The organism is Sulfurimonas sediminis, assembly GCF_014905115.1.
GTDB classification, from domain to species: Bacteria; Campylobacterota; Campylobacteria; order Campylobacterales; family Sulfurimonadaceae; genus Sulfurimonas; species Sulfurimonas sediminis.
Map to the genome: position 1 here is coordinate 812,445 of NZ_CP041235.1, position 18,484 is coordinate 830,928.

At 32.3% G+C, this 18,484-nt stretch carries 19 protein-coding genes; all 19 read left to right on the plus strand.

What is annotated here, in order from left to right; all coding sequences use genetic code 11:
- Positions 1-44: 44 nt before the first annotated feature.
- The 19 genes from FJR45_RS04450 (at position 45) to FJR45_RS04540 (ending at position 18,455) form a co-directional block, all read left to right on the plus strand.
- Positions 45-857, plus strand: coding sequence for a KilA-N domain-containing protein (locus tag FJR45_RS04450; protein ID WP_193151527.1), 813 nt, complete (start codon positions 45-47; stop codon positions 855-857).
- Positions 854-2,029 carry a UDP-N-acetylglucosamine 2-epimerase gene (gene neuC, locus FJR45_RS04455; protein WP_193151528.1) on the plus strand — a complete coding sequence of 392 codons (1,176 nt, stop codon included), beginning with the start codon at positions 854-856 and terminating at the stop codon, positions 2,027-2,029. Before FJR45_RS04450 ends, neuC begins: the two co-directional genes overlap by 4 nt.
- Positions 2,022-3,074, plus strand: coding sequence for a nucleotidyltransferase family protein (locus tag FJR45_RS04460; RefSeq protein ID WP_193151529.1), 1,053 nt, complete (start codon positions 2,022-2,024; stop codon positions 3,072-3,074). The genes neuC and FJR45_RS04460 overlap by 8 nt, the downstream gene beginning before the upstream one ends.
- Positions 3,074-3,763: an acylneuraminate cytidylyltransferase family protein gene (locus tag FJR45_RS04465; RefSeq protein WP_193151530.1), complete on the plus strand. Its 690-nt coding sequence runs from the start codon at positions 3,074-3,076 to the stop codon at positions 3,761-3,763. The genes FJR45_RS04460 and FJR45_RS04465 overlap by 1 nt, the downstream gene beginning before the upstream one ends.
- Positions 3,760-4,956, plus strand: a complete 1,197-nt coding sequence (locus FJR45_RS04470; protein ID WP_193151531.1) for an O-antigen polymerase — start codon at positions 3,760-3,762, stop codon at positions 4,954-4,956. The genes FJR45_RS04465 and FJR45_RS04470 overlap by 4 nt, the downstream gene beginning before the upstream one ends.
- On the plus strand, positions 4,953-6,215 hold the full coding sequence (locus FJR45_RS04475; protein ID WP_193151532.1) for a lipopolysaccharide biosynthesis protein: 1,263 nt from the start codon (positions 4,953-4,955) through the stop codon (positions 6,213-6,215). Before FJR45_RS04470 ends, FJR45_RS04475 begins: the two co-directional genes overlap by 4 nt.
- Complete coding sequence (locus tag FJR45_RS04480) at positions 6,205-7,362, plus strand: hypothetical protein (RefSeq protein ID WP_193151533.1); 1,158 nt, start codon at positions 6,205-6,207, stop codon at positions 7,360-7,362. The genes FJR45_RS04475 and FJR45_RS04480 overlap by 11 nt, the downstream gene beginning before the upstream one ends.
- The gene (locus FJR45_RS04485; RefSeq protein WP_193151534.1) at positions 7,338-8,363 is read left to right on the plus strand and encodes a polysaccharide biosynthesis protein; all 1,026 of its coding nucleotides are present in this window, start codon (positions 7,338-7,340) and stop codon (positions 8,361-8,363) included. The genes FJR45_RS04480 and FJR45_RS04485 overlap by 25 nt, the downstream gene beginning before the upstream one ends.
- Positions 8,364-9,467, plus strand: coding sequence for a polysaccharide biosynthesis C-terminal domain-containing protein (locus FJR45_RS04490; RefSeq protein WP_193151535.1), 1,104 nt, complete (start codon positions 8,364-8,366; stop codon positions 9,465-9,467).
- A gap of 1 nt (position 9,468) precedes the next feature.
- Complete coding sequence (wecB, locus tag FJR45_RS04495; protein ID WP_193151536.1) at positions 9,469-10,596, plus strand: non-hydrolyzing UDP-N-acetylglucosamine 2-epimerase; 1,128 nt, start codon at positions 9,469-9,471, stop codon at positions 10,594-10,596.
- On the plus strand, positions 10,593-11,801 hold the full coding sequence (locus FJR45_RS04500) for a glycosyltransferase family 4 protein (RefSeq protein WP_193151537.1): 1,209 nt from the start codon (positions 10,593-10,595) through the stop codon (positions 11,799-11,801). The genes wecB and FJR45_RS04500 overlap by 4 nt, the downstream gene beginning before the upstream one ends.
- On the plus strand, positions 11,798-12,655 hold the full coding sequence (locus tag FJR45_RS04505; RefSeq protein WP_193151538.1) for an NAD-dependent epimerase/dehydratase family protein: 858 nt from the start codon (positions 11,798-11,800) through the stop codon (positions 12,653-12,655). The genes FJR45_RS04500 and FJR45_RS04505 overlap by 4 nt, the downstream gene beginning before the upstream one ends.
- Positions 12,656-12,787: 132 nt before the next feature.
- Positions 12,788-13,336 carry a Uma2 family endonuclease gene (locus tag FJR45_RS04510; protein ID WP_226966475.1) on the plus strand — a complete coding sequence of 183 codons (549 nt, stop codon included), beginning with the start codon at positions 12,788-12,790 and terminating at the stop codon, positions 13,334-13,336.
- Between the two features lie 86 nt (positions 13,337-13,422).
- The gene (locus FJR45_RS04515; protein WP_193151540.1) at positions 13,423-13,671 is read left to right on the plus strand and encodes a ComEA family DNA-binding protein; all 249 of its coding nucleotides are present in this window, start codon (positions 13,423-13,425) and stop codon (positions 13,669-13,671) included.
- A gap of 42 nt (positions 13,672-13,713) precedes the next feature.
- Positions 13,714-14,601: an MraY family glycosyltransferase gene (locus FJR45_RS04520; protein WP_193151541.1), complete on the plus strand. Its 888-nt coding sequence runs from the start codon at positions 13,714-13,716 to the stop codon at positions 14,599-14,601.
- Positions 14,602-14,735: 134 nt separating this feature from the next.
- Positions 14,736-16,466 (plus strand): polysaccharide biosynthesis protein, encoded by a 1,731-nt coding sequence (locus FJR45_RS04525; RefSeq protein ID WP_193151542.1) that lies wholly within the window; start codon positions 14,736-14,738, stop codon positions 16,464-16,466.
- A 72-nt stretch (positions 16,467-16,538) separates the two neighbouring features.
- A complete protein-coding gene (locus FJR45_RS04530) occupies positions 16,539-16,715 on the plus strand; it encodes a helix-turn-helix domain-containing protein (protein ID WP_193151543.1) in 177 nt (58 codons plus the stop codon).
- Positions 16,716-16,779: 64 nt separating this feature from the next.
- Positions 16,780-17,163, plus strand: coding sequence for an IS1 family transposase (locus FJR45_RS04535; RefSeq protein WP_193150374.1), 384 nt, complete (start codon positions 16,780-16,782; stop codon positions 17,161-17,163).
- A 110-nt stretch (positions 17,164-17,273) separates the two neighbouring features.
- Positions 17,274-18,455, plus strand: coding sequence for an ISAs1 family transposase (locus FJR45_RS04540; RefSeq protein ID WP_226966519.1), 1,182 nt, complete (start codon positions 17,274-17,276; stop codon positions 18,453-18,455).
- Positions 18,456-18,484 lie beyond the last annotated feature (29 nt).

An 18,484-nucleotide genomic window follows, 5' to 3' on the forward strand; every position in this document is an offset into this window, starting at 1 on the left:
ATTTATTTTGTTGCACAAAAAGATTATGAAGCAGATGAGTTGATATGAAAAATAAAATAATAGTTCAAGATCAAGAAGTTTCTATAGTGCGAGATAATTATATATCACTTACAGATATTGCTAAAAGTAAAAACAAAGATGAGCCAAAAGATGTAGTAAAAAATTGGTTGAGAAATAAAAATACTATAGAATTTTTGGGACTTTGGGAGAGAATAAATAATAAAAATTTTAAAGGGGTCGAATTCGACTCCTTTAAAAATGAAGCAGGACTAAATAGTTTTACTCTTTCTCCGACGAAATGGGTAGATAAAACTGGTGCTATTGGTATATTTACAAAAACAGGCAGATACGGTGGCACTTATGCTCATAAAGATATTGCATTTGAATTTGCTAGTTGGATTAGTGCAGAGTTTAAACTATTTCTTATAAAGGAGTTTCAAAGACTTAAAGAAGAAGAGATAGAAAAACAAAAGTTAGGCTGGGATATCAAAAGAACTTTGGTAAAAATGAATTATCATATTCATACAGATGCTATAAAAAACAATCTCATCCCTCCAAATATTGCTAAAAATAAAATACCTTTTATCTATGCTACAGAAGCAGACCTTTTAAATGTGGCACTGTTTGGACTTACTGCAAAACAATGGAGTGAAGCAAATCCACGATTAGAAGGCAATATGAGAGATTATGCAACATCTGAACAGTTAGTAGTTTTGGCAAATCTTGAAAACTTAAATGCTCAGATGATAAAGCAAAATATCTCTTCTGAAGAAAGGCTTATAAAATTAAACGAAATAGCCATTGAACAACTACAACTACTTTTGAAATATACTGCTAAAACAGGAAAGCTAAAATGAGTAAAAGAAAAATTTGTGTAGTAACAGGAACCAGAGCAGAGTATGGGCTTTTGTATTGGCTTATGAAAGAGATAGAATCAGACAAAGATTTAGAACTGCAACTCATAGTGACAGGAATGCACTTAAGTCCAGAGTTTGGATTAACCTACAAGACAATAGAGAAAGAGTTTAAAATAGACAAAAAAATAGAGATGCTTTTATCTTCCGATACTGCTATTGGTATCTCCAAGTCTATGGGATTGGCTCAAATCTCTTTTGCTGAAGCTTATGAGGATTTGAGACCTGACATTTTAGTAGTTTTGGGTGATAGGTATGAGATATTTTCTGCTGTTAGTGCTGCTATGATAGCTCGTGTGCCTATGGCACATCTTCATGGTGGAGAGACAACAGAGGGTGCATTTGATGAATCGATACGACACAGTATAACAAAGATGAGCCATTTGCATTTTACAGCAACTGATAAATATCGAAACAGAGTCATTCAGCTTGGAGAACATCCTGATAGAGTCTTTAATGTTGGAGGATTAGGGATTGACAATATCAAAAGACTAAAGCTTTTAAGTAAAGAAGAGTTTGAAAAATCGATTGATTTTAAATTAAGTAAAAGAAATATTATTGTTACTTTTCATCCTGTTACACTTGAAAACTCTACTGCTAAAGAGCAGTTTCAAAATCTACTAGATGCGATTGATGAGCTAGAAGATACTCACATCATCTTTACAAAAGCAAATGCTGATACTGATGGTCGCATTATAAACAGTATGATAGATGAATATGTGGCTAAAAACACTCATAAAGCAGTGGGTTTTACTTCACTAGGGCAACTTCGATATTTAAGTGCTTTACAGTATGTAGATGCGATGGTTGGTAACAGTTCAAGTGGTTTGGCAGAAGCACCAAGTTTTAAAATAGGAACTATAAATATTGGAGATAGACAAAGAGGAAGAATAATGGCTGATAGTGTGATTAGTTGCAACTCTTCCAAAGAGTCTATTTTAGAAGCTTTTAACTCTCTTTACTCAAGTGAATTCCAAAAACTTTTAAAAGATAGTGTTAATCCTTATGGAGATGGTGGAGCGAGTCAAAAAATAAAAGAAGTCATAAAATCTATACCATTAGAAAATATGTTAAAAAAATCATTTTATGATTTAAAGGAAGAGTGTTTTGAATAAACTATCACATATAAAATTAACAACAAACTCCACCATAAAAGAAGCTCTAAAAATCATAGACACTGGAGCCATAAAGTTTGCCATTGTGGTTGATGGTCAAGATGTTTTATTGGGGACACTAAGTGATGGAGATATACGAAGAGCTATTTTGAATGGTAAAGGATTAGAAGATACTATAGAAGATGTGTATTTTAAAAATCCTACAGTGGTAAAAGTAGATAGCACAAAAGAGGAGATCATCAATCTATGCACTTCTAAAAAGATATACCAAATACCAGTGGTTGATGAAAGAGGTAGAGTGGTCTCTATTAAGATACTCGATGAATTATTGAAGCCAAAGAGCCACCCTAATAAGGTAGTATTGATGGTTGGTGGATTAGGAACTAGGCTTCGCCCCCTTACTGAAACTACACCTAAACCGATGTTGCCAGTTGGTGGTAAGCCCATACTTCAAACTATAGTAGAGAGATTTGCTAGTTATGGATTTGTGAATATTGTGATGTGTGTAGGGTATAAGTCTAGCATTATTCAAGACTATTTTGGTGATGGATCTAGGTTTGGTGTAAATATAGAGTATGTTTTAGAGAACAAAAGAATGGGAACAGCAGGAGCTTTAAGTCTGCTAAGTGATGCCCAAAAACCAAAAGAGCCGTTTTTTGTAATGAACGGAGATTTGCTGACAAATATGAACTTTGAGAATATGTTGGAGTTTCATATCTCGAACAATTCAAAAGCAACGATGGCTGTAAGAGAGTATGATTTTCAAGTGCCTTATGGGGTAGTTAATGTTGATAATGGAAAGATAATTAATATTGAAGAAAAACCTGTACATAAGTTTTTTGTAAGTGCAGGAATTTACATGTTAAATCCTGATGCGATAGAGCTAATTCCTCAGGATGAATTTTATGATATGCCAACACTGTTTGAAAAATATATAGAGTCAGGAGAAAATACAATCTCCTTTCCTTTGAGAGAGTATTGGCTTGATATTGGTCGCATAGAAGAGTATGAGAAGGCAAATAGTGAGTATGGAGAGGTGTTTTAGTGTATAAAGATAAAACTTTTCTAGCAATTATTCCAGCAAGAGGTGGAAGCAAGAGATTACCTCGTAAAAACATTTTGGACTTAAATGGTAAACCTTTAATTGCTTATACAATAGAGAGTGCATTAAAGTCAAAATACATTGATGATGTTGTGGTTTCAAGTGATGATGATGAGATCTTGACTATATCTAAAAAGTATGGAGCAGATACCATCAAAAGACCTGCTGAGCTTGCAACGGATACTGCTACAAGTTTTGATACTATAAAGCATACTATAGAACATGTAAAAAAATATGATTTTATTGTACTGCTGCAACCGACATCCCCACTTAGAAAGAGTCATCATGTTGATGAATCTATAGAATTACTCATGGATAAAAAAGCTGATGCAGTGGTAAGTGTATGCGAGATGGATCATAGTCCGCTTTGGAGTAACACTTTGCCAGAAGATGGAAGTATGAGTAGTTTTTTGAGAGATGAAGTAAAAAACAAAAGATCTCAAGATCTTGAAAAATATTATAGATTAAATGGAGCTGTTTATATATGTGATAGTGATAAACTTTTAGAAGAGGAGAGCTTTTTCTTAAAAGAAAACATATTTGCTTATGTGATGGATAGAGAGAGTTCTGTAGATATTGATGAAGAGATTGATTTTAAGATGGTAGAAATATTTGGTGTAAATAAACTATGAAAATAAAATTAAATGAATTATTTTCAAAAAGACTTATTGTATATTTGGCTTTTTCTCCGCCAGTGATATTTGTACTATATGATATAATTTTTTATTATATTCCAATTCATATAAATAACTACATAAATATAACAAGTGAAATATACTTTTTCATGATATTCTGTGATATATTTGCTATCGCCTCTTTTTTGCTTTTATTTTCATTTATAAAAAGAAATAAAAAAAGAACTATTGAATACTATTATGGTGGTACAAAAAGAAGCCTCAGTATATTTTATTATTATATTTTTTTTATAATTATTTTTTTTCTTATTCACTATCTTATTTTGCATGTATTTGAACGCATAGATTATGGTGAAATATTTATTAACTATGCTAAATTTTATGCTATGTCAAAAAGAGGAACAGCTTGGGTGTTTGGAATAATAAATATGCTTATATTTGTTATGATAATAGATATGTACTTTAGTGGATACAATAGACATAAGTTTTTCATGTTTATACTTTCATTAATTTTAGTAGCAATGACAGGGGGCAGAAGTCTACTTATTGTATTTTTGATGTTTTCAATGTTTATTTTTATTGTTATCCACAGAAAAAGAATAAGCTTTAAAACGATAATACTACTTATTTTGCTATCATCTATAATCTTTGTTGGCAATGCCATATTGAGGGCTACTGATTATGAAACATATGTAAACTCTAAAAGCTCAAGTTTGGATTTTGACAATGCATTTGTGCTTAATGATGTTTTGGAGTTTCAGCAAAATAGACCACACGATGGATACCTGATTTTTTTAGAAGATATATATTATATGTTTATTCCTAGGAAATTGATGCCTGATAAGCCAATGTCGACAGCAGAAACCAGATTAGTTTATCCTTCGATTGCATCATATGGCACAAATTACACTTTTGGTATGTATGCAAATTCTTTTTTAAATATAGGATATCTCTCGATAATTATAATACCTTTATTTATTCTTATGATAAATTTTATGTACATCAAGTATGTATATTTATCGAAAAATAAAAGTTTTAATCTTTTTGTTATAGCATTTTTTATTTTTTTCTATATACAGTTTGTTAGGGGAGGTATTTTTAACTATAGGCTTTTAATGATATATATTTCTCTCCTACTAGGATTCCTAGCATATAAGCTTCTGACATTAAAGTTAAGATTTAAACAATGAAAAAACAATTTCTATTATACTCAATCAGTACTGCAATCAACAAAGGGGCGGTTCTATTGTATTTTCCAATTCTAACCCAATTTTTAACCTTAGAAGAGTTTGGAAAGTGGAGTTTGGTTATAGTGGTTTCAAGTTTATTGATTCCAATACTATCACTTAATGGCTCAGCTGCTATCTTACGAGAGGGGAGTCAAGAAATTTCTTTAGGCTATAGTTTATTGAAAAAATATTTATTGATTTCTCTATTGGTAAGTGGCCTAATAATCTTGGCAGTATATTTTTATTTTAATACCAATTGGTTTTTTTACAGTTTAATCATAGCATTTTCTGAGGCATTGCTTTTGCTTGGGGTGACTATGTTGAGAGCTGAAGAGAAAGCATTTCCCTATTTTCTTATTTTCTTATTTAAAACTTTTTTCATTTTTCTGCTTATCATTTATGCAAAATTCCAAGGTATGCCACTCGAGCAGCTGCTTTTGTATCACTTTTTTATAGTAGGTTTTTTTGCATTTATGCTTACTATATATCTTTTGTCCAAAAAAGTATCCAAGCATCATTCTTATCTATTTGGGTCAATATTGCTGTTTGGAATTCTACTTATCCCACATGGTATATCACAATGGATTATGAGTAGTTCAGATCGCATAATCATTGAGTATATATTGGGTTCAAAAGAAGTGGGCATATATAGTCTTGCTTATAATCTTGGAATGGTGCTAATGTTAGTAAACAGTGGGATTGCATTGGCTATTCCACCGTACATGATAAAAAATATTCAAAATTGGAAAGAGAATCATTTTGATGTAAAAATATCTAATATTTATACATACTTTTCAATAGTTTTATTTGTAATAGTTCTTTTACTATATGTTCTGGATAAAAACTATACGCATATTTTAGGATACTATGGTCAAGAGATGATACCGTTAATTTTGATTATCTATTTATCTATCTATTTTTTGGGTATCTATTATCTTTTTGCAAATTATCTTTTTTATCATAAAAAAGCATATATTATAAGTCAAGTAACTCTTTATGCATCTATATTGAATATTGTATTGACTATAGTATTGACATATTTTTTAGGAGTTTTGGGTGCAGCTATAGCTACATTATTTGCGTATATTTATTACTTATATGCTATTCGTAAACAAACCTTATCTATTGAGCCTTTACTTCAGATTCCACTAATAAAAAATATAACACTAAATATTACTATATTGAGCATTATAGGATTAGGGTTTTACTATGTACAATAAAAAAGTTTTAAATGATTTTTTCCAAGCAATAGGAAATGAAATACAAATAGAAACAGATTTCTTAAAACGAACTAATGAAACAGATATAGATTTTATTCCTTTAAGGGCTATAAAAACTGTTAATTTAATAAAAAAATATCGTATCAATAAATATTTGTATGCTGTTATTTGTTTATTTTTCATCATTTTAAGTCCTCTTTATTTTATGTTAAAGTTGATTAAAAACTTACAATTAAAAAATAAAAATCATTTTATCGTAGGAAAAAATATTATACTTGTTTCAAATGGAAGAGCAGAGTATCTTTATTCAAAGTTAGAAATCAACGAAACTATACAATGCATAAATATAAATCAACCTATGAAAGAGGGCCATCTTTTTATTCACTCTTTAGGTACAATTTATGATTATATTAAAGCCTATTTTTATGCACTATGGTGTGTCCCTTTTGTTTTTTTCAAATTAGAGAAAAAAATGAATATACTTCAAGTATATGTGGCATATGAATGGTTTTTAGTATATTTCTTATTGAAAAAACATTGCGATAAAATAGAAAAAATCTATTTTGCAAATCACTATGATAGGTGGGCTAGTATGTTTGATATGTTGTTTGAAAAAAAGGAACTCATAATGATGCAGCATGGTATATTGCCAGAGGAACTAAGCCTCTCATATAAGTTAAAAAATATTAATATAATATATACTCTTAGTGAGAGAAGTATCATGATTTTTAAAAAAATATTTGATTGTAAAAGTACTATCTTCTATGTAATAAATCCATCCCTTCGCTTAACTGAAGTGGAAGACTCAAGCAATAGTATTCTTCTTATAGGGCAACCTCAAAGTATAGATCTTGAAATAAAACTTTTAAAATATCTTAAAAATAAGATAAAGTATAATATTTATATTAAGCCACACCCTTTATTTGATGATAGTAAATATCATACAATTAAAGGTGTAGTAGTTATAAAAGATAGAGACTTTTTTCCGAATGTAGGGGTTGCATTGTCATATGAATCAACTCTGGGTTTGGAGTATGAGGCTAGTGGTATTTATACAATTTGGTGGAAGGATATGGAATTTGATTCCATATATAATAAAATATACAATAAGGAGAAAAATAAATGTTTAAAAACAAAACCCTACTAATAACAGGTGGAACAGGTTCATTTGGAAATGCTGTTCTAAGAAGGTTTTTGCAGACTGATGTAAAAGAGATAAGAATCTTCTCTCGTGATGAAAAGAAACAAGATGATATGAGAAAAAAGTATAACAATGATAAACTTAAATTTTATCTAGGTGATGTTCGTGATGTGAACTCTGTAAATGATGCTGTTCGTGGGGTTGATTTTATATTTCACGCGGCAGCTTTAAAACAAGTGCCATCTTGTGAGTTTTACCCAATGCAAGCGGTGCAGACAAATGTTATAGGGACTGAAAATGTGCTAAATGCTGCCATAGATGCAAAAGTAAAAAAGGTAATAGTGCTAAGTACAGACAAAGCAGTTTACCCCATAAATGCTATGGGTGTAAGTAAAGCGATGATGGAGAGAGTAGCAGTAGCCAAGAGTCGCAACTTAGATGATAACGATACCATGATAGCTGTTACAAGATACGGCAATGTTATGGCAAGTCGTGGCTCGGTTATACCACTTTTTATAGACCAAATCCGTAACAATAAAATCATTACTATTACAGACCCTGCTATGACACGCTTTATGATGAGTTTGGATCAGGCTGTAGAGTTGGTACTGTTTGCATTTAGAAATGGAAAAAATGGCGATGTCTTTGTGCAAAAAGCCCCTGCTTCTACTGTGGAACTTTTGGCAAATACTTTGAAAAATATGTTAGGCAAACCAGAGCATAAAATAAAAATCATAGGAACACGACACGGTGAAAAGCTCTATGAAACACTTTTAACTAAAGAAGAGATGGTAAAAGCCATAGATATGGGAGAGTATTACCGTATACCAGCGGACAACAGAGATCTAAACTATACAAAGTTTTTTGAAGATGGAGAGGAAGTTGTAACACAAGCAGGAGAGTATCACTCGCATAATACACATAGACTGAGTGAAGAAGAGTTACGAGAGATGCTTTTAGGACTTCATGAGATTCAAGATGATTTAAAAGAGTTTGGTGTTATTTAGATGAAAGTTTTAGTAACTGGAAGCAATGGTTTTATAGCAAAAAACTTGATAGAGCATCTTAAAAGAGATGACAACATCATGCTTTATTGTTATAGCAAAAAAGATTCTATGGATATTTTAGAGGCTTATGCAAAAGAGGCTGATTTTATCTTTCATCTAGCGGGAGTAAATAGACCAGAGAATATAAGTGAATTTTATGAAGGCAATAGCAACTTAACAAAAAAAATAGTTGATGTTTTACTAAAGAGTGGGAAGAGTACACCTATTTTGTTTTCATCATCTACACAAGCTACTTTAGATAATGACTATGGAAAGAGTAAGTTAGAAGCCGAAGAATTGCTTTTGGATTATAGTAAAAAGAGTGGTGCGAATGTTTACATCTATAGGCTTCCAAATATTTTTGGAAAATGGGCAAGACCAAATTACAACTCTGTTGTTGCTACTTGGTGTTACAATATCACACATGATTTACCATTACATGTAAACAACCCGAGTACTCAATTAAGCTTGGTGTATGTAGATGATGTTGTGCAATCTTTTTTAAATACTCTTCATAATGGCAATAAAAAACAATATATCGAGATAGATACTCTTTATGTGAAATCATTAGGTGAGATAGAAGAGTTATTGTGCCAATTTAAAAAGAGTAGAGAAGATTTGACTATTCCTCATGTTGGAGTTGGGTTTGAAAGGGCTTTGTATGCTACATATCTTAGCTATTTACCACTTGAGAAGTTTTCTTATACATTAAAAGGTCATCAAGATAAGAGGGGTGCTTTTTATGAGATACTCAAAACACTCGACAGTGGGCAGTTCTCACTCTCTACCACAGCCCCAGGAGTTACAAGAGGTAATCACTATCATCACACAAAAAATGAAAAATTTTTAGTAGTTCGTGGTGAAGCACTCATAGAGTTTAGGCACATTGTGACAAATGAGATTGTGAGCTATCAGGTGAGTGATAAAAAAATGGAAATAGTAGAGATGATACCAGGATATACACACAACATAACAAATACTGGTGATGAGGAGATGGTGCTTTTACTATGGGCAAATGAAGCATTTGACCAAGATAATCCAGATACATATTTTTTAGAGGTATAAAATGCAAAAACTAAAAGTAATGACAGTAGTAGGAACAAGACCAGAGATAATACGGCTTGCGTGTGTCTTGCAAAAACTTGAGAGTTCGGAAGCCATTGAGCATATCATAGTACACACTGGGCAAAATTATGACTATGAGCTTAATGAAGTCTTTTTTAAAGATTTTGGTTTGCGAAAGCCAGATTATTTTTTAAATGCGGCTTTAGGAAGTGCTGCTGAGACCATAGGCAATATTCTCATAAAAATAGACCCTATTTTGGAAGAAGTGAAGCCTGATGCCTTTTTGGTGCTTGGTGATACTAACTCTTGTTTGTGTGCTATTCCAGCTAAGAAGCGACAGATTCCTATTTTTCACATGGAAGCAGGGAACCGCTGCTTTGATCAAAGAGTGCCTGAAGAGACAAATAGAAAGATAGTCGATCATATAGCAGATATAAATATGACATACAGTGATATAGCAAGAGAATATCTTTTGCGTGAAGGCTTGCCAGCAGATAGGATAATAAAGACCGGAAGCCCTATCTATGAAGTTGTGCATTCAAAACTTAATGATATAAAAAAGTCCAATATTTTAAATACACTCAATCTTGAAAAAGAGCGCTACTTTGTAGTATCAGCGCATAGAGAAGAAAATATAGGAAGTGATAAAAACTTTTTTGATTTGGTTGATACTTTAAATGAGATAGCATCCGTTTATAATATGCCGGTAATTGTCTCAACCCATCCTCGCACAAGAAAAAAAATAGAAGCCAATGAGGTAGAATTTCATCCTTTAGTGCAACTTATGAAGCCAATGGGGTACAATGATTACAATAAATTGCAACTTGATGCTTTTGTAGTTCTTAGTGACAGTGGGACTATAAGTGAGGAGTCATCTATCATGAAATTTCGTGCTTTAAACATTCGTCAAGCCCACGAGAGACCAGAAGCTATGGAAGAGGCAAGTGTTATGATGGTCGGACTTGACAAAACAAGAGTAATGCAAGGGCTCAAAATACTTGAGTCGCAAAAAAAAGAGACTCTTAGAGAAGTAGCTGATTATAGTATGCCAAATGTTTCTGAAAAAGTATTGCGGATAATTTTAAGCTATACTGATTATATTAATAGAGTTGTGTGGAAAAAGTATTGAAAAAAATACTCATAGTGACAGAGTGTTTTTACCCTGAAGAGTTCAAAATAAACGAAGTGGCTCTTGCTTGGAAAGAGAAGGGGTATGAAGTTGACATCCTCACGCAAAACCCTACTTATCCTGTAGGAAAAGTTTTTGATGGGTATCAAAACAGATGGTTTTACAAAGATGAGTATGAGGGAATGACTGTTTATAGGGTGAAGGCAGTAACTGGTTACAAAGAGAGCCTTTTTAAAAAACTGTTAAAATATTTTACTTTTATGATTCTTGGCAGTTGCGTGAGTTTGAAGATTGGGAAGAGATATGATTATGTTTTTGGGTTTGACATTGGTCCACTTACAGGTATGGTTCCGGCCATTTTACTTCAAAAATTTTATAAAAAACCTGTAACTTTATGGATTCAAGATGTATGGCCAGATACTGTTTATGCGTATGGATTTAAAAAGTCAAAAGTTTTGGAATTTTTGCTTGATGGCTTTGTGAAATTTGTTTATAAAAATAGTTCTAACTTTGCAGTCTCTGGAGAGGGTTTTGTAAAAAGAGTGAAGCCATATGTGAAAGATGAGAAACAAATAGTTTATTTACCAAACTGGGCAGATGAATTAGACACAGATTTAGAGGCTTTTACATTTAGTGATGATGAAAAAGTTCATTTTACTTTTGCAGGCAACATCGGAAAAGTACAAAATCTTGATAATGTCATCAAAGCATTTGGAAGTTTAGAAGAGACCTTTTTGCAAAGAGCGCAGTTAAATATCATTGGCGATGGTTCGCATCTGGAAAATTTAAAAGAGTTAGTAAAAGAAAACGATTTTCAAAATATTGTCTTTTGGGGGAGAAAGCCTAGAGGTGAGATGTATAAATATTTCAAAGCAAGTGATTTTTTGATAGTCTCTTTGATAGACAAGCCTATATTTTCTCTAACTGTTCCTGCAAAAGTACAGACATACATTGCAGCAAATAAGCCAGTACTTGGAATTATTAATGGTGATGCCGCAGATATCATAGACAAGAATAAACTAGGATACTGCGCACACCCAAATAACATTACAGAGATAGCAGAAATCTTTAAAACAGCTATACAAACAGATAAAGAACAAATAGAAGAATTTACAAAAAATTGTCAGGTTTTAACAGATACAGTTTTTAATAAAAATAAAATTATTGATTCTTTGTTGAAATTGTTAACCGGAGAAAAGAAATGAAACTTTTACTAACAGGGTCAAGTGGATTTGTAGGTAGTTATTTTATAGATAATTATGCAAAAAAATATGATATTCAGACATTTTCCTTTTTAAATGATGACTTTGACTCTCTGCATGTAGAGGACATTGATGTCGTGGTGTATCTCTCAGCTCTTGTGCATCAGATGGACGGTGCTGCTAAAGAAGAGTACGAAAGAGTAAATGTCACGCAAACTTTAGAACTGGCAAAAAAAGTAAAAGCATCTTGTGTGAAGCAGTTTGTCTTTATGAGTAGTGTGAAAGTGTATGGAGAAGAGAGTGAACTCTGCTATACAGAACACACTACATGTAAGCCTCAAGATGAATACGGTAAGAGTAAATTAAAAGCAGAACAAGAACTTCAAAAACTCGAAGATGATGATTTTGTAGTAAGTATCATAAGAACTCCTATAGTTTATGGGTATGGCGTAAAAGCAAATATAAGAAATCTTATAAATTTAGTAAATAAAATATCTGTATTACCTTTTGGCGGGATTAATAATAGACGAAGTATGATTTATGTTGGTAATTTATGCTTTTTTTTAGATGCCATCATAGAGCGACAAAAAGGCGGTATATTTTTAGTAAGTGATGATGAATCGCTTAGTACTACTAGACTTATAGAGCTTATCGCTGATAATTTAGGAAAAAAAGTTTATCTTGTGCGAGTACCGTTTTTTGAGAGTTTGTTGAGGGTGGTTAAGCCATCTTTTCATAAGCGGCTTTATGGGAGTTTAGAGGTTGATAATAAAGATACCATGAGAAGAGTTTTTGGCGAAGGCAAACCATCGCTTCCGTATTCTGTAGAAGAGGGAATTGGACTCATGGTAAAATAGAAAAACAGGGTAATAATTTTACTTTTTAAGAAATGTTGAAAAGCTAAACCAAAATTGTGTAGCAAAAATAGCTCGAGAGAGTTTATGAAAGATTCAAAAAATGATATAATCATTTATAAGCAAGGAGTTATTATGGGAGCATTAAAACTAGAAGATATAAACTATACATATGATGATTATAAGATTTGGAAGGGTGATTGGGAACTCATAGGTGGTGTGCCATTTGCAATGAGTCCTGCACCTACAAAAACTCATCAGGCTATTGCTAGTGAAATCATCTATCATATACGAAATCAATTGGAAGATTGCAAGATGTGTGAAGTACTTGGTGAAGTTGATTATAAAGTGAGTGAAGATACAGTGCTTAGACCAGATGTGGTGCTTACATGTAATGAACCAAATGAAGCATACCTAACCAAAGCTCCTGAGATTATAGTAGAAATCATCAGTAAATCTAGTGCAAAAAGAGATGAAGTTTATAAGTTTGATATATATGAAGCTGAAAAAGTCAAATACTATGTCATCATCTACCCAGATGATTTAAGAGCCAAAGTTTATAAACTTGATAGTAAAAAGTACGATAAGCAGGGTGATTTCTCTTTTGAGACTTATGACTTTAAAGATACTACATGTAACATCAAAATAGATTTTGCACAGGTATTTAAGAGATTTCGAAGATAAGGTGTTATGCAAGATAGTAACAAATTTTAGTAGAGTTTTATAAAAAAACATGTACAATCATAACAATAAACATAAAAGGATGAAAAATGAAAATTTTAGCACTATTGGCGCTTAGCGTTGCTTTGCTCTTTGGGGCAGTGGATATTAACCATGCAAGCAAGAGTGAGTTGATGAGCCTTAAGGGTATTGGGGCAAAAAAGGCAGAAGCTATTATGAAGTATAGAAAAACGCACTGCTTTAAAAAGATAGAAGATATTACTATGGTAAAAGGGATTGGTAGTAAGTTTATAGAGAATAATAAAGCAAATCTTACAGTTACGAAGTGCAAAAAGTAAAGTGAGGTTTTTTATAATGTTTTTTAAAAGAGTTGAGGTGCTATGTTTTATGTAGTTTTATTTTTTCTTTCATTTGCACTTACCTATTTCATAAAAAATTATGCGACTAAAAAATCATTGGTTGCTGAGGTAAACGAACGGAGTTCTCACAGCACGCCTATACCTCATGGTGGGGGAATTGCTATAGCTGTTACTTGGTTTGTTGGGTTGAGCTATCTTTTTTTGAGAGGGGAGATTGTTTCCTCTTTGTATTATGCTTTGATGGTGGGGGTTATACTTGCTGTTGTGAGTTATTTGGATGATTTGTATGAACTCTCTCCAAAAGTAAGACTTGTCACACAAAGTGGTGTTGCTATTGGTGGGTTAGTGGCTCTTGGTGGGCTGAACAGTTTAGACTTTGGACTCTTTAGCATTGAAAATCAGCTCATAGCAAACATAATTGCCTTTGTGGCTGTACTCTGGTTTATAAATCTTTATAATTTTTTAGACGGAATTGACGGCTATGCAGGCAGTGAAGCCATTTTTCTCGGAGTTGCCGGTTTTTTACTTTTTGGTGGTGAGCATTTTTTAGTTTTAATTGTTTCGGTTTTGGGTTTTTTGATATGGAACTGGCATAAAGCAAAGATATTTATGGGGGATGTCGGGAGTACTTTGCTTGGGTATACGGTGGCAATTTTTACCATATATTATGCAAATGAAGATCCTGTAAATCTATGGATTTGGATTATTCTTTTTGGAGTTTTTTGGTTTGATGCGACCTATACTTTAGCCAAACGCTACTTCAATGGGGAAAAGCTCTCTGTAGCACATAAAAAGCATATATATCAAAGGCTGACGCAGGCTGGATTTTCCCATGACAGAGTTGTATCTATGGCTATGGGCATGAATGTGATTTTATTTGTCTTAGTGTATGCTGTCAGTCGGTATTGAAATACAGATTTTTTATTGCACATATTGTGAAAAATTATAAGTTTAAAATATGTTATAATTATGTGTACAATAGGAGAGGGAAGTATGTATAGTATGAGTGTGTTAAAACTTAAAGAACTAAAGAACAATAAACAGTGCAAATAGACAAAAAGATCCTCAATTTTTTAGTAATTATATTACTCTCTTTCATTACATTTTGGTGGACATTTTTTATCTATCATATGCCGTTTGAAATTGAGATTGTGGCAAGTGTTATCGTTATTCGTATGCTTGCATCCCGCTTTATACTGCGAGATTACTCGCTTTCGTGGTCAAAAGCTTCGCAAAAAACCTTCCTTATAAAAAGTGTTGTCTATATTACTGCTTTTTTTGTCTATTTGCCTGTATTTTATGGAAAAGTACGTTTTTCTTTTTTGGTATCAGAACTTTTTTTATATCTTTTTAGCATTAACTTCTTAATGTATGCGTATTATTATTTTACCAACAAATCAAAAATAAAGAAGACAAAATCAGTGGTAATTTATGGTGCTGGGAAGGCTGGAATAAAACTGGCATCCGAGCTTCATGATTCTAAGTACAAAATTGAATATTTTGTAGATGATGACAAGACTTTACACAACCGTTCTGTAGACTCTGTTAATATACTTTCTGAACAACAGTTGAAGAGAGTGATGAAAGATAAAAAGTATGATCTGCTTGTTATTGCCATGCCATCTGTCCCAAAAGAGCGTATTAAAACGATATATGATAGTCTTTCAAACTATTTTGAGATTATTCAGGTTTTACCTTCTCTTGATGAAATTTTAACAGGAAAAAATCTTGCAATACAGCTAAGAGATCTCTCTGTAGAAGATTTACTTGCACGCCATCCAAAAGATTTGGATAAAGAAAAGATAAAAGTATTTATAAAAGACAAAACTGTTTTGGTCACAGGTGCCGGTGGGAGCATCGGCAGTGAAATATGTCGTCAGTGTGAAAAATACGGAGCAAAAAAACTGATACTTTTAGACCACAGCGAATACAATTTGTATGCTATTTTGGAAGAGATACAGAATGTGGATGCTGTAGCAGTGATGCAAAGTGTTGTAAACAGAGATCTTTTGGAAGAGATATTTCAAAAGCATAAACCTCAAGTAGTTATTCACGCTGCGGCTTATAAACATGTACCGCTTGTAGAATCAAATATTTATGAAGGCATTGTTAATAATGTTATGGGCACTAAAAATGTCATAGATACATCCATAAAGTACGGTGTAGAAAAATTTGTAATGATATCTACAGACAAGGCAGTACGTCCTACAAATGTTATGGGAACAACCAAGCGTATTTGTGAACTGTATGCACAAAATTCTAATGGACAGGGAACAGACATTGTAGCTGTACGATTTGGAAATGTGCTGGGCTCAAGTGGAAGTGTGATACCGAAGTTTAAAAAGCAGATAGAAAACGGCGGACCTGTAACGGTGACACATCCTGATATTACACGCTATTTTATGCTAATACCAGAAGCATGTGAATTGGTTTTACAAGCAGGTGCTATAGGAAGTGGAGGAGAAATTTTCATACTTGATATGGGTGAACCGATTAAAATAGTTGATTTGGCAAAAAAAATGATTGATCTGAGCGGAAGAGAAAATATTGACATTGTTTATACAGGTTTACGACCGGGTGAAAAACTTTATGAAGAACTTTTAATAGATGAGAGTGATACAAAAACAGAATACGAGTCTATAACCGTGGCAAAGCCAACACCATATAATTTGAAAAAATTAAATGAAGACATAGAAGTATTGCTTACATGTAATGACAGGCTAGGAAAACTCAAAGAGATAGTACCGGAGTTTAATCATCAAAAAAACAATTAAATATTTTTAGGCACTGACTAATTAGAACAGAAATTGCTTAAAAAGATAAAATTCATAAAGAAGGATTTTATCATGGCAGTAAAAGAGAGTGAAAGAAAATACAGACCATATAAACGATTAACACAAGAGCAGATAGAACTTATATATAAACTCTTTGAAGAGAAGATGGAACAAAGGAAGATAGCAAGAGCACTAGGAGTGCACTTACGTACAGTACAATACCATTTAAAAAAAACTCAACGAATATAAAGATCTTTATATCGACTTTGCGAACAGAATCAAATCGGCACCTGTAGTCTTTACATACATGATAATGGATGAACTGTATACATTCATAGGTAAAAAGGCAAAAAGATACTATTTATGGGCATCTATAGCTGTTACACAACATGGAAAATATTTCTATTTTTATCATCTCTCAAGATATAAAAATGCAGGAGCACTTTTTGAGTTTAATCAACAACTCCCGTCTACAGATAAAATATACTGTGACGGTTGTTTCTCCTATGATAAGATTTATGGATCTAAAGCAAGTATGGAGAAATCCAAAATAACCAATGTGATTGAAAACCTTAATTCTCAGATAAGAGATAAAATCTCTTATCTTGTTAGAAGAACAAAAGCCCATGCCAGAAGTTATGAGTGGCTTGATAATAGACTTGCCTGGTTCTTTGTTAATAAAAATATTGGTAAATAAGGTTATTTAGTCAGTAGGTAAATCCCACGAAAAATAAAATAAATCTTAATCAATAGATTCAAAAGAACTGGAAGAAATATTGCTTAGACTCCTAAAACAAGGAGTTTACCATCAAATTAACACGCACAAAAGCCTTACTTGAATCGCTAAAAAGTATCCCAGACTATAGAGTAGATACAGGGAAGATAGAATATCCATTGCACGAAGTTCTTTTCATGACACTTTTTGCACTTATCAAAGGAAATACAACTTTTAAGGATATATTTTCATGGATGATATATAACAAAGACAATGCAATACTCAAAGAGATTTTTGATAAAGAAGAGATAACGATTCCTTCCAAATCAACATATCATCGTTTATTGATAAACACAGATAATAATGCTTTGGAAAAAGTATTTAGAGAGTTCTTTTTTCCATTCATTGCACAAGAAAATATTGCTATTGACGGGAAGTGGCTGAGAGGTAGCGACGTGAATGGTCAATACACACAGGAAAGACATAAAGCAATACTAAATATCTTGGATAAAGATATAAAAATAGTGTTTGCTCACAAGTTTTTAGATAAAAATAAGAGTAGCGAAATTACTGCACTCAAAGAGGTTTTAAACGATAATATTTTTAGCAATGAAGGACAGATATTTTCCTTTGATGCACTGCTTACTCAATCAGAGATTCTCAACACTATTGATGAGCAAGGTAACAGATATATAGCAAAACTCAAAGATAACCAGAAACACCTCAAAGAGAAAGCTATAAAGACCATAGAAGAGTTTAATCAGCCTACAGATAGAGTTGATGATGAAGATAGCTATTTAACTGAAAACAACAAAAGAGTCTCTCGAAAAGTAGAAGTTTTTCAAAATAAAAGTGCTGATTTAGTTATGTATCATGAGAACTTTCAAAATATTCAATCACTCATTAAAGTGACGAAAACATTAACAAATGCACAGACTGGTGAAGTTACAATTTCAACTCAATATTTAATGGCTAACTTTAAAACAACTGCAAAAGAGTTTCTTCAAAAGATACTGCAACATTGGAGAGTGGAAACATATCACTATCACTTAGATATGCTTACTGAAGAAGATGACCATATAGCATATAAAGAGCCTTTCTCTATAGCTATTCTTAGAAGTTTTACTGTTAATCTTTATCAGTTGTTTTTAAATGAGAACAAAGATAAAAAGGTACTCCTAACCGGTAAAACTACAATGGCAGATATTAAAAGAAATGCTCTTTATCGTGATGATTTTAGTGTTCAATTGATTGAATCAAACTATATTGATTAAGATTTGTTTTATTTTTCGTGGGATTTACC